Here is a 10,982-nt window from a genome sequence, read left to right on the forward strand (position 1 = left end):
ATCGGTTTCGTCGGCGCACACCCTCATGCCGATAACGCCGCCGCCCGCCGTCGCCTTGAGGATGACGGGATAGCCGATCCGCGCCGCCGCCTCGACCGCGGCCGCCTCGTCGGACAGGAGGTCGGTGCCGGGGGCCAGCGGCACGCCCTGCGCTGCGGCAAGATCGCGCGCGGTATGCTTGAGGCCGAAGGCGCGGATGTTGTCGGGGGTCGGTCCGATGAAGGCGATACCGCGGGCGGCGCACGCCTCGGCAAAGGCGGCGTTCTCGGACAGGAAGCCATAGCCGGGGTGGATCGCCTCAGCCCCCGTCGCTTCCGCCGCCGCGAGGATCGCTGCGACATCGAGATAGCTCTCAGCCGCAGGCGGCGGCCCGATGCGGACCGCCTCGTCGGCCAGCGCGACATGCGCCGAGCCCGCATCGGCGTCGCTGAACACCGCGACCGAGCCGATCCCCATCGCCCGCAGCGTGCGGAGGATGCGGCAGGCGATCGCGCCGCGGTTGGCGATCAGGACCTTGGCGAACATCAGCCGGCCACCACCATGCGCACCGGGCTGGGATTGAAGCCGTTGCAGGGATTGTTGATCTGCGGGCAGTTGGAGACGACGACCACCACGTCCATCTCGGCCCGCACGTCGACGAACAGGCCGGGCGCGGAGATGCCGTCGACGATGCCGAGCGTGCCGTCCGCCTCGACCGGCACGTTCATGAAGAAGTTGACGTTCGACACCATGTCGCGCTTGCCGCGGCCGGCCGGCAGGTTGGCATCGAGGAAATTGTCGACACAGCTATGTTGAGCCTTGGTGTGATGACCATAGCGCAACGTATTCGATTCGCATGAGCAGGCACCGCCGATCGTGTCATGATAGGCGACGTTGGTGCCGGTGATCGTCATCATCGGCCGCCCCTCGTTGGAGCGCAGCACCGCGCCTTCGCGCAGGAAGATGTTGGCCTGCGCAGCGATCGTATCCTGCGCGCTGTAGCGTTCGGCGTCGTCGGCGGCGGCGTAAATCAGGAAGTCGACCGCCTGGTTGCCCTCCAGGTCGACGATGCGCAGCGTCTCGCCCGCATCGACGCGATGCATCCAGGGCGCGCGTGCTGGCACGGTTTCGTCGTGGCGGATGTGTCCGGCAAGGACGGGTTGGGAGGCGAGGGAGGTCATGTCTGGTTCTCAGCGCCGGTAGAGGTCTTCGGTGTTGAGGAAGGCCCGCAGGCCCTCCGGCGTCGCGGTGCGGATGAGATCGTCCTCGCCGGCCGGCTCGCCGCGCCAGGCGGTCGCGCGCAGCGGCGTGGTGAGGTAGTCGGCGCGCGGATCGAGCACATGCGGGCAGTTGGCGATGACGACGATCAGCTCCATCTCGGCGCGCAGCACCAGCGTCCGGCCGGGCTCGAACGGGCCGATCTCCGGCTCGGTGTCGCCGTTCCCGGCGATGCGAACGCCCTTGAACCAGTTGATGCAGGGATGGACGTCCTTGCGGCCGAGCCCATGCTTGGCCACGCCCAGCATGAAGCGGTCGCGTGCGTTAGGCTGCGCCCCATAGTTGCTGCCGTCGCCATAACGGCGCGCGTTCGACGCCTGGTTGGAGGCACCGCAGAACGCATCGTGGGTGCCGGCCCCGTCCTCCAGGATGCTCATCATCACCCGGCCCATGTCCGACAGCAGCAGCCGGCCGGCCCCGAGATAGCCGTTCCACTGCACCTTCAGCGTGTCGGCGACGTTCAGCCGCTCGGTCGGCGTTTCGGCGTTGAACACCAGCATCGAGGCACAGGCGTCGCCGCCAAGGTCGACCAGTCGCAGCCGCGTGCCGCGCGCGACCCGCCGCGAGGCGTAGCCGGCCGGCGCGATCGTCTCCTCCCAGACGAGGTCGCCGGACGCGTCGGCGGCAACAGGCGGCAGGATCGGCATCGCCTCCGCCACCATTCCGGCCATGGCGCGGGCATGGGCGCGTGCGGCCTGTGGATCGGCGGTGCTGCTGGTCATAGTTCGGGTTCCTGGGTGGCGGTCTCCGGATCGTCCGGCAGCAACCCGGCCGGGATCGCCGCGCGGCGCAGCGCCGGCGTCAGGCCGGCGAGCGCGATGTCCGCCGCGACGGTCGAGCCGGCCCGCTGCGACACCTGGGCATCGTGCCGCTGCCGGTCGAAGGCGAGCACGCGCGTGCCGAGCTTGAAGGCTTCGGGAATGTCGTGCGTGACCATGAGGATGGTCAGCCCACGCTCCCGCCACAGCCGGGTGACGAGGCCGTGCATCCCGAGCCGGGTATGCGGATCGAGCGCGCCGAACGGCTCGTCGAGCAGCAGGATCCGCGGATGCTTGACCAGCGCCTGGGCGATCGCCAGCCGCTGCTGCATCCCGCCCGACATCTGGGCGGGATAGACGTCCATGCTCTGGTCGAGGCCGACCGCCGCCAGCATCTCCGCGGCCGTCTCGCGCGCCGCGCGGCGCTGCGCTCCGAACAGCCGGGCGGTGACGGGGGCCTGCGCGCACTCCAGCCCGAACATCACGTTGCGCAGCGCGGTAAGGTGCGGGAACACGGAATAGCGCTGGAAGACGACGCCGCGATCGGGGCCGCATTCCGCACGCATCGGCTTGCCGTCGAGCAGCACCTGGCCGCGGCTGGGCGCCTCCTGCCCCAACAGGAGGCGCAGCAGCGTGGTCTTGCCGGCCCCGGACGGGCCGACGACGGCGACGAAGCTGCGCTCGGCGAGGTGCAGCGAGACCCGCTCCAGCACGACCTTGCCGCCATATTCGACCCAGACGTCGCGCAGCTCGACGAACTCGCTCATCGGCCGCCATGCGCCCAGGGGAAGCCGCGGCGGCTGACGAGCAGCAGCACCGCGTCCGCCGCGATCGCGAGCAACGAGATCCAGGTGACGTACGGGAGGATGATGTCCATCGCGAAGTAGCGGCGGACCAGGAAGATGCGGTAGCCCAGGCCGACATCGGAGGCGACCGCTTCGGACGCGATCAGGAACACCCAGGCCGGCCCCAGCGTCAGGCGCAGCGCCTCGATCAGCCGCGGCATCAGCTGCGGCAGGGCAACGCGCAGCGCCAGTTGCCAGCTGTTCGCGCCCAGCGTCTGCGCCTTGGCCAGCTGTTCGCTCGGCAGCGCGGCGACGAAGCTCGCCAGATCCCGGGTCATGAACGGCGCGATGCCGATCGCGATCAGCGCGATCTTCGACGCTTCGTCGAGGCCGAGGACGATGAACAGGATGGGCAGCACCGCGATCGGCGGGATGACGGCGATCACCGCGATCACCGGCCCCAGCAGCGCGCGGGCGAGCGGCACCACCCCCAGCAGCAGCCCGAGCAGGAGCGCGGTGCCGGTCGCGATCGCCAGGCCGATACCCAGCCGGTACAGGCTGGCGAGCGTATCCGCGACCAGGATGATGCGATCGGTCGCTGGATCGCGATCGGTGGTGAAGGCATGGATCGCCTCCGCCATCGCCGCGAAGGTCGGCAACACCTTGTCGGCCGGATTGGCCGCGTGGCGCGTCTCCGAGGCGAGCAGGTAGAGCAAGATCAGGATCAGGAACGGCACCGCGCCGAGCGCAACCCGCGCTCCACGCCGCGGCCGCAGGTTGACGATCCGCCTCATCGCCGGCCTACAGCTTGCCGTCCGCGGCCATCTGCATATAGCTCGGATCGAACCGCAGCTTGACGTTGCCGGCATCGCCCAGCGTCTTGCCGGGGAAGGCGATGCCGATCGCGTCGACCGACTTGGCGGTCGGCCCGAACAGGCCGTGTGCGAAGCTGAACTGCCTGACCCGGTCGGTCACCTTCACCAGGTCGGGATTGTTGGCATAGGCCGCCGCGTCGCCGGCGCGGCTGTAGAGGTGCGTCGTCTTCAGCTGGCCGTCGAAGCTGGCCGCGGACGTGCCTGCCGCCTTGGCCATGGCGGCGCGTGCAGCCCGGCCGGCGGCGTCGCCGCGCGACATCACCGCCAGCGTCTCGTACCAGATGCCGGCCAGCGCCTTGCCGAAGTTTGGGTTGGCCTTCAGCGTCGCCGTGCTGACGTTCAGCGTGTCGAGGATCTCGTTGGGGATCTTGGAGCTGTCGAACACCTCGCTCGCGCCCGGTGCCGAGCGGATGGTCGCAAGCTGCGGGTTCCACGTCGCCACCGCGGTCACGGCCGGAGCGGCGAACGCGCCGACGATGTCCGCATCGCCGGTGTTGACGATCTTGACGTCCGACAGCTTCAGGCCGTTGAGCTCGAGCCCGCGCGCGAGCAGGAAATTGGACACCGACAGCTCGACCAGGTTGACCGACCGCCCCTTGATGTCGGCCATGCTGCGGGCGTTCTTCAGCACCACCCCGTCATTGCCGTCGGAATAGTCGCCGATCAGCAGCACCGTCGTATCCATCCCGCCCGCCGCTGGAATGGTGAGCGCGTCCATCGTCGTCGCGACTACGCCGTCGAGCTTGCCGGCGGCATATTGGTTGACCGATTCGACATAGTCGTTGACCTGGACGAGCCGGATATCGATGCCGTACTTGTCGGCCCACTTCTTCACGATCCCTGCCTGCTGCGCATAGGGCCAAGGCATCCACCCCGTGTAGATCGACCAGCCGATCGTGAAGTCCTTCTTGACGACGCCGGCCTGAGTGCCGGGTGCGCCCGGCTGCTTGCTGCTGCAGCCGGCTAGGATCAGCGTCGCCGCCAAGGCTATCGCCCAGCGCTGGCGCGTCATCGCGCGACCTTCGGACCGGGAGCGAGCGGCGCTGTTGGAACTGGCGTAGAGGCTCATGACGATCTCCTGTTGTCAGCCTGCCAAGCGGCATGGCATTGCTGAAGGGGTAAATTATCGATGCGAGGCATAGACCACATCTATGCCTGCTGCGCTCGCAATCGGCGTATGACCTCATCGAAGAACAGCTGGGTGGCGGTGTCACGCGAAGGCTTCGAGCGGGCGAGCAGGAAGATGTCGTAGGATGGCTCGGCCTCCGGATGCAGGAGCGGCCACAGGCGCTGCCTGGCAACGGCATCCGCCGCCGCCAGCACGGGCAGGAAACCGATCCCCACGCCCAGCACGATCAGCCGCAGCACCTCGCTGATGTCCTCGGCGATGCCGCTGACCTTGGTGCCGAGGCGGTAACGGCGGCGCAGGCGGGTGATGGTGTCCAGCTCGTCCTCGCCGGTCAGCACGAACGCCTCGTCCTTGAGGTCGCCGAGCCGGGTCACCCGGTGTCCGAACAGGGGGTGGCTCCGGCAGCAATAGAGTTGCTGGCGCTCGACGAACAGCGGTTCGTAGACCAGTTCCGGCCGCACGTTGCTGTCATAGCCGATGCCGATCTCGACCTCGCCGCGCTCCAGCGCATCGAGCACGGCACGCCATGGCGACACCCTCATCTCGATCTGGATATTGGGGTTGCGGCGGTGGAAGCTGGCGATCGCCGCGTCGAGTTCCTCCGAGATGACCGACGAGATGAGCTGGATGCGGACCAGACCCTCGACGCGTCGGATCGCCTGGGCAATCTGGTGCGGCACCATCCTTGCCGCCTCCAGCATGTCCTCGCTGAGCGCCATCAGCGCCTCGCCGGCCGCGGTCATCTCGACCCCGGTGGAGGACCGGCGCAGCAGCTGCACGCCGACCTGATCCTCCAGCCGCTTCAGCGCGGCGCTGATGCTCGGCTGCTGCCGGTTGAGCTTGCGCGCCGCCGCGCCGACGCCGCCGGCCCGGACGATCTCGACAAAGGTGCGAAGCAGGTTCCAGTCGACGCGGCCGGCAAAGGTCTTGTCCGGCAACGCTGCGCGCTCAACCAAGTCTCGGCTCCTGCAGTTTCGCCGGACCTTAGCGGTGCGGTCCGGCAAGGGAAGCGGCAGCCGGGCCGGTTGTATGGCCATGGCCGAGCGACTATCTGCGCGGAGCAGTCGTCAAAGAGCGACCGGTACCGACAGGAGATGATCGCATGAAGAGAGCAGCATTGGCGGCAATTGCCGCTTTGTTGGTGGCACCGGCAGCATTCGCCGCAGCGCCGGACAACCCCCTGGTCAAGAACAGCGTCGCGCTCAAGCTCGACCATCTCGACCTCGCCACCGTCGACGGGCAGCGGACGCTGGCCATCCGCATGGATCAGGCGGCGCGCGACGTCTGCGGCGATCGGCTGGCGACCATCCATCTGTCGCTCGATGCGCAGAGCCGGGCGTGCCGGACCGAGGTGCTGGCCGACATCCGCTCGCGCATCGAACAGCGGACGGCCCAGGCTGGAGGCGGCAGCGGCGTCCAGGTCGCGCTGCGATAGGCCGCTTCCAGATCCCTACACGTCTACCTTCAACGTCGCCGGTGCGTCGGTGATCGTCAGCAGCTCGGCATGGGGCATCAGCCCGATGCGGCCGAAATTCTCCAGCAGCTGACGATACGCTGCCGCGACCGGGCGAGGCTTGCGGTCGAGGTCGTATAGACCGCACGGGATCACGGTGCCGTTGCGCTCGGCAAGCTGCGAGTCCCAGTCGATCTGGTCGGTCAGGCTGTACCAGGTGAAACCGAGCACCGGGATGCCGCCGTCGCGCGCGGCCAGGATGTTGATCCACTGCTTCCACAACCATTCGGGCGCGGCGTCGGGCAGGAACACGTTGGTCTCGGTGTGGAAGACCGGCTTGCGATAGCGGCGGTAATATTCGCGCACGATGACGTGCCAGCCATAGACGTCCTCACCCGCGATGGTCGTGCCGTCGGGCAGCACGATCCGCTCGTTGCGCCCGTAATAGTCCATGCCGAGCACCTGATAGCCGGGCGGCTCGCCGGCCATGAACCAGGCGTACTCTTCGCGGGTCAGGCCGTTGTCGAGCAGGAACAGCATCATCTCGGCATCGGGCGCGTTGGCGTAGAGCAGGTCGAGCGACAGGAAGCGCAGCTTGTTGGCGATGCGGACATGGTCCGGCTCGACCGGCGTCGCGGCGTGGAGGCACTCGGCAGTCTCTGACTGAACGATCATGCAGTCGGGTCGCGCACGGGCGATCGCCTGGATGCCGAGGATGTTGGCGGCGGTCGCGTGCTTCAGCGCGGTGACGAACGAGCGGTCGTCGCGGCGCTGCTCGTTCCAAAGGCCATCGCGGCCGCTGTTGCGCGCGGTCACGTAGATTTCGTTTACCGGCGTGTAGCAGCGCACCCAGGGATAGCGCGCGGCGACCTGTGCGCAATAATCGGCGAACAGCACCGGCAGTTCGGGGTTCTGATAGTCGCCCCAGGCGTCGGGCAGGCCGAAATGCATCAGGTCGAGGACCGGTTCGATCTCCAGCCGCCGCATCTCCGCCATCGCGTCGTCGGCGAACGCCCAGTCGCGCGCGCCGTCGCGCCCGACGATACGGTGCAGCGGCAGGCCGTAGCGCAACGTGCGCAGCCCCAGATCGTGCACCAGCCCCAGGTCCTCGCGCCAGCGATCGTAATGGCCGCACTCGGCGAGCTGGTCGCGCCGGTCAGTGCCGCCCTGCGTCATCGGGTAGGAACATTCGATGCCGGTGGCGAAGCGGAACGAGCCGGCAGCACCGTCGGGCAGTCCCGCGCCGCTCTCGCCGGTGCGCCCGCCATGACGGTCGCCCTGGGTATCGTCATCACCGAAGCGGCGGCGGACATCGTCGAGAAAGGTCATCGGCCACGCTCCAGGAAACGATCGGCGGTGCGCAGCGACAGCGCCATCTGCGTCAGCGCGGGATTGACGGACAGCGCGCTCGGGAACACCGAATTATCGCAGATCGAGAGGTTCGCGACCTCGAAGCTGCGGCAGTCGGCGTCGACCACCGCGTCGTTGCCGTCCGGCCCCATGCGGCAGCCGCCGAGCGTGTGGGCGTTGCGCTGGAAGGTCCAGATGTCGCGCGCGCCGGCGGCCTCCCACACGGCGCGCATCATGCCCTCCGCATGGGCGGTCATCGCCTGCTCGTTGGGACCGTTGGCGAAGGTGACGAGCGGCTTGGCGAAGCCGCGCGCGTCGACCTCGTCGCAGAGCGTCAGGCGGTTGTCGGGGCTGGGCAGGCAGTCGCCGAGCATGTTGATGCCAGCGACATGGTCGAATCGCGCCATGTGGTCGACCAGCGCCTTGCCCCACAGCCCGGACCCGCGCGCGAGCTGGCCGGCATAGGTGACCGGCATGACGCCGATCGACTGGAGGAGGTAGCCGCCCGTGAACCCGGCATCGCGCGGCCGGTGCATGTCCTCGCTGATCAGCGCGCCGGGGATGCCGCGCGTCGGATGGGTGGGCTCGTCGAACACGCCCCAGACCTGCAAGCCCGGATGCGCCATGAAGTTGCGCCCGACCTGCCCCGAGCCAAGCGCGAGGTCGTGGAGCAGCAGCATCCGCGGGCTCTCGACCCCGCCGGCGCACAGGAAGACGTGAGCGCAGCGCTGCCGCCGCTCCTCGCCGTCGCGCTCGTCGCGGTAGATGACGGCGGCGATCCGGCCCGCTCGGTCGCGTTCGAAGCCGGTGACATAGCAACGGTCGCGCACCTCCGCGCCTGCCTTCACGGCGGCGGGAATATAGGTGACATCGGTCGAGGCCTTGGCACCGTTCGAGCAGCCCGCCTGGCAGTGGCCGCGGTTGGTGCAGGCGGGGCGGAAGCCATAGGCCTCGCGATAATAGCTGCCCGACAGCGCCGCGTTGGGAGCAGGCGCGGTGGCGATGCCGTGCGCGGCGCACCCCCGCGCCATCGCCCGCGCGGCGGCGTTGAGCGGGAGCGGGGGCAGGGGATAGGTTTGCGTACGCGGCGGTCCCCATGGATAGATGGCGGGACCCGAGACGCCGATGAAGCGCTCTACCTCGTCATAGTAAGGCACCAACTCGGCATGGGCGATCGGCCAGTCGCGGCCCTGCCCGGTCTCGCTGGCGATGCGCAGGTCGTCGGGCTGGGCGCGCGGGCAATATGCGGTCCAGTGGAGCGTCGAGCCGCCAACTCCTGTGCCCGAATTGTTCGCACCGAAGGCGAGGGGGTCGGTGCCGGCCGATAGCCGCTCGTCGCGCCAGAACAGCTTGTCCTGCTCCGCCTCGTCGGTGGCGAAGTCGTCGACGGGCGACCACCAGCGGCCCGCCTCCAGCGCCACGACCGAGCAGCCCGCCTCGGCCAGCCGCGCCAGGATCGGCGCGCCGCCAGCGCCAGTGCCGATCACGACCGCATCCACTTGGTCATCGGGCAGGTGGCGGCGCATCGCAGGACGCTCAGCCATGCGCGGGAAAGCCGGCAGCGTCCGACATGCCGTCATAGCCGATCGAAAGCTGGACGAGCGGATGGGCGTAGGCCAGCTGGACCAGCCGGGCGAGCACCTCCTCGAACCACAGGTCGGAGGGTACTGGCCAATCCGCGACGCCGGTACGCGCCACTTCCAGCAGCCGGTCGCGCTCCGCATCGTCACCGTCGAGGAAAGTATCCGCCTCCAGCCGGTCGAGCCCCGCCGCGAGCGCGATCCCGTCGACCGGCATCGCGGCATAACGCCAGCCGTCGCCGGGGCCGTCCGCCACATCAGCCTCCAGCCGTCCGGCGAGATCGACGACCTCTTCCAGCGGCCCGAGCGGCACGAGCCGCCACGCCACCGCGTCGAGCACCGCCAACTGGCGTGCGGTGAGCGCTCGCGGCGACGATCGCCGCCAGGCAAGCCGGGCGCTCAGCGCGGCGCGCGTCGGCGCGGTCAGCCGGTCGGACGCAAGCAGCGCATCGGCTTGGGCGCGAAGCATTCCCACGTTTGCGACGGACGGCTCGGAGGGGGTGGCGATCACTCGCCGCACAGCCGTCGAGATCGGCGATAGTTCCACGCAGCAAGGAGATACTAGGGCAGGCGTGCGTTGCCGCTCTGATCAATCAGGAGTGTCCTCATGAGCATCGCCTCGGCCCTCGGCCTCGACCGGCCCCGCGTCCGCTACGCCGTCGTGGGCGCGGGCGACATCACCCAGCGCGCGATGATGCCCGGCATCGAGCATACCGGCAACTCGACGCTGACCGCGATCGTCACCGGCGACCCTGAAAAGGCGCGGGTGCTGGCCGACGAGTACAAGATTGAGCATGTCTACGGCTATGATCAGTTCGACGCGCTGCTGGCGTCGGGCGAGATCGATGCGGTGTATCTGGGCACTCCCAACTGGCGGCACGCGGAGTTCGCCGTTCCGGCGCTGAAGGCCGGCATCCACGTGCTGTGCGAGAAGCCGCTGGAGGTGTCGTCCGAGCTGTGTCGGTCGATCCAAGAGGCGGAGCGCGCCTCGACCGCCAAGCTGATGGTCGCCTATCGCCTGCACTTCGAGCCCGGCACGCTGGACGCGATCAGCCGCATCCGCGCGGGCGAGATCGGCGAGCCGCTCGCCTTTACCTCCTGCTTCGGGCAGATGCTCGATCCCGCCAACCACCGCGCCGAGCATGGCCTGGCGGCGGGGCCGCTGTTCGACATGGGGCCATACCCGATCAACGCGATCCGCTACCTCTTCGGGGCCGAGCCGGTCGCGGTCGAGCACGCGGTGGCGACGCGCCAGCCCGACTCGGGGTTCGGCGATCTCGACGACACGGTGGCGGTGACGCTACGGATGCCGGGCGACCGGCTGGCGACCTTCACCGTCTCCTATTATCTCAACAGCATTGACAGCCTGATCGTCGCCGGGACGAAGGGTAGCATCCATATGAGCCCGGCCTTTGGTTATGGCGAAGGCATCGAGCAGAACCGCATCGTCGGTCAGAAGAAGACCCACCAGACGTTCAAGGCGACCGACCAGTTCGGCGGCGAGATGCGCTATTTCTCCGAGTGCATCCTCCACGATCGCGAGCCGGAGCCGGGCGTCGAGGAGGGATTGGCCGACCTGCGCGTCGTCGAGGGCATCGTTCGCGCGCTGGAGACCGGCGAGCGGCAGGAGCTGCCGCCCTTCACCCGCTCGCGCCGGATCGACCCGGACGCGCAGGTGCAGACGCTGTCGGGGGTGACGCCGCCCGAGGACGTCAACGCGTCCAGCCCGTCGCGCGACGAGGGGTGAGCGCCGGCGAACTGGATCCGCAGGCGCGCGCCGTTCTCGACGCGCTGT

Annotated in this window: 12 protein-coding genes; 2 read left to right on the forward strand and 10 right to left on the reverse strand. The window is 68.9% G+C overall.

The features are described 5' to 3' along the window. The 7 genes from HUU96_RS04935 to HUU96_RS04965 all read right to left on the reverse strand — a co-directional run. Nucleotides 1–525, reverse strand: a 525-nt coding sequence (locus HUU96_RS04935) for a biotin carboxylase N-terminal domain-containing protein (RefSeq protein ID WP_302480213.1), incomplete at its 3' end; no start/stop codon positions are given. Then, entirely contained in the window at nt 525–1,160 is a 636-nt protein-coding gene (locus HUU96_RS04940; protein WP_174291744.1) for an urea amidolyase associated protein UAAP2, read from the reverse strand. The genes HUU96_RS04940 and HUU96_RS04935, both read right to left, overlap by 1 nt. Nucleotides 1,161–1,169: 9 nt before the next feature. Beyond that, nucleotides 1,170–1,979 carry an urea amidolyase associated protein UAAP1 gene (locus HUU96_RS04945; RefSeq protein WP_174291745.1) on the reverse strand — a complete coding sequence of 270 codons (810 nt, stop codon included), beginning with the start codon at nt 1,977–1,979 and terminating at the stop codon, nt 1,170–1,172. Next, complete coding sequence (locus HUU96_RS04950) at nt 1,976–2,782, reverse strand: ABC transporter ATP-binding protein (protein ID WP_174291746.1); 807 nt, start codon at nt 2,780–2,782, stop codon at nt 1,976–1,978. The genes HUU96_RS04945 and HUU96_RS04950 overlap by 4 nt, the downstream gene beginning before the upstream one ends. Further along, nucleotides 2,779–3,594 (reverse strand): ABC transporter permease, encoded by an 816-nt coding sequence (locus HUU96_RS04955; protein ID WP_174291747.1) that lies wholly within the window; start codon nt 3,592–3,594, stop codon nt 2,779–2,781. Before HUU96_RS04955 ends, HUU96_RS04950 begins: the two co-directional genes overlap by 4 nt. A gap of 7 nt (nt 3,595–3,601) precedes the next feature. Continuing rightward, on the reverse strand, nt 3,602–4,687 hold the full coding sequence (locus HUU96_RS04960; RefSeq protein ID WP_174291753.1) for a putative urea ABC transporter substrate-binding protein: 1,086 nt from the start codon (nt 4,685–4,687) through the stop codon (nt 3,602–3,604). Between the two features lie 137 nt (nt 4,688–4,824). Beyond that, nucleotides 4,825–5,760 carry a LysR family transcriptional regulator gene (locus tag HUU96_RS04965; RefSeq protein ID WP_254605008.1) on the reverse strand — a complete coding sequence of 312 codons (936 nt, stop codon included), beginning with the start codon at nt 5,758–5,760 and terminating at the stop codon, nt 4,825–4,827. 146 nt (nt 5,761–5,906) lie between these two features. Here HUU96_RS04965 and HUU96_RS04970 point away from each other — a divergent pair, with 146 nt between their 5' ends. Further along, entirely contained in the window at nt 5,907–6,239 is a 333-nt protein-coding gene (locus tag HUU96_RS04970; RefSeq protein WP_174291749.1) for a UrcA family protein, read from the forward strand. A 15-nt stretch (nt 6,240–6,254) separates the two neighbouring features. Here HUU96_RS04970 and HUU96_RS04975 read toward each other — a convergent pair whose 3' ends face one another. The 3 genes from HUU96_RS04975 to HUU96_RS04985 are packed head-to-tail and all read right to left on the reverse strand — an operon-like array spanning nt 6,255 to nt 9,656. Continuing rightward, entirely contained in the window at nt 6,255–7,586 is a 1,332-nt protein-coding gene (locus HUU96_RS04975) for a family 1 glycosylhydrolase (RefSeq protein WP_174291750.1), read from the reverse strand. Further along, a complete protein-coding gene (locus tag HUU96_RS04980; protein ID WP_254605010.1) occupies nt 7,583–9,151 on the reverse strand; it encodes a GMC family oxidoreductase in 1,569 nt (522 codons plus the stop codon). The genes HUU96_RS04975 and HUU96_RS04980 overlap by 4 nt, the downstream gene beginning before the upstream one ends. Continuing rightward, on the reverse strand, nt 9,144–9,656 hold the full coding sequence (locus HUU96_RS04985) for a hypothetical protein (protein WP_174291751.1): 513 nt from the start codon (nt 9,654–9,656) through the stop codon (nt 9,144–9,146). Before HUU96_RS04985 ends, HUU96_RS04980 begins: the two co-directional genes overlap by 8 nt. A gap of 138 nt (nt 9,657–9,794) precedes the next feature. On the opposite strand from HUU96_RS04985, the gene HUU96_RS04990 reads away from it, so the two are divergent. Beyond that, on the forward strand, nt 9,795–10,934 hold the full coding sequence (locus HUU96_RS04990; protein WP_174291752.1) for a Gfo/Idh/MocA family protein: 1,140 nt from the start codon (nt 9,795–9,797) through the stop codon (nt 10,932–10,934). The last annotated feature ends 48 nt before the right edge of the window (nt 10,935–10,982 follow it).

The organism is Sphingomonas bacterium (assembly GCF_903644135.1).
Taxonomy (GTDB): Bacteria; Pseudomonadota; Alphaproteobacteria; order Sphingomonadales; family Sphingomonadaceae; genus Sphingomonas.

Excerpts from the sequence above, each read along its gene's own strand:
- HUU96_RS04940 (WP_174291744.1), bottom strand. The coding sequence starts at position 1,160 with ATGACCTCCCTCGCCTCCCAACCCGTCCTTGCCGGACACATCCGCCAC.
- HUU96_RS04945 (WP_174291745.1), bottom strand. The coding sequence starts at position 1,979 with ATGACCAGCAGCACCGCCGATCCACAGGCCGCACGCGCCCATGCCCGC.
- HUU96_RS04950 (WP_174291746.1), bottom strand. The coding sequence starts at position 2,782 with ATGAGCGAGTTCGTCGAGCTGCGCGACGTCTGGGTCGAATATGGCGGC.
- HUU96_RS04955 (WP_174291747.1), bottom strand. The coding sequence starts at position 3,594 with ATGAGGCGGATCGTCAACCTGCGGCCGCGGCGTGGAGCGCGGGTTGCG.
- HUU96_RS04960 (WP_174291753.1), bottom strand. The coding sequence starts at position 4,687 with ATGACGCGCCAGCGCTGGGCGATAGCCTTGGCGGCGACGCTGATCCTA.
- HUU96_RS04970 (WP_174291749.1), top strand. The coding sequence starts at position 5,907 with ATGAAGAGAGCAGCATTGGCGGCAATTGCCGCTTTGTTGGTGGCACCG.
- HUU96_RS04975 (WP_174291750.1), bottom strand. The coding sequence starts at position 7,586 with ATGACCTTTCTCGACGATGTCCGCCGCCGCTTCGGTGATGACGATACC.
- HUU96_RS04980 (WP_254605010.1), bottom strand. The coding sequence starts at position 9,151 with ATGGCTGAGCGTCCTGCGATGCGCCGCCACCTGCCCGATGACCAAGTG.
- HUU96_RS04985 (WP_174291751.1), bottom strand. The coding sequence starts at position 9,656 with ATGCTTCGCGCCCAAGCCGATGCGCTGCTTGCGTCCGACCGGCTGACC.
- HUU96_RS04990 (WP_174291752.1), top strand. The coding sequence starts at position 9,795 with ATGAGCATCGCCTCGGCCCTCGGCCTCGACCGGCCCCGCGTCCGCTAC.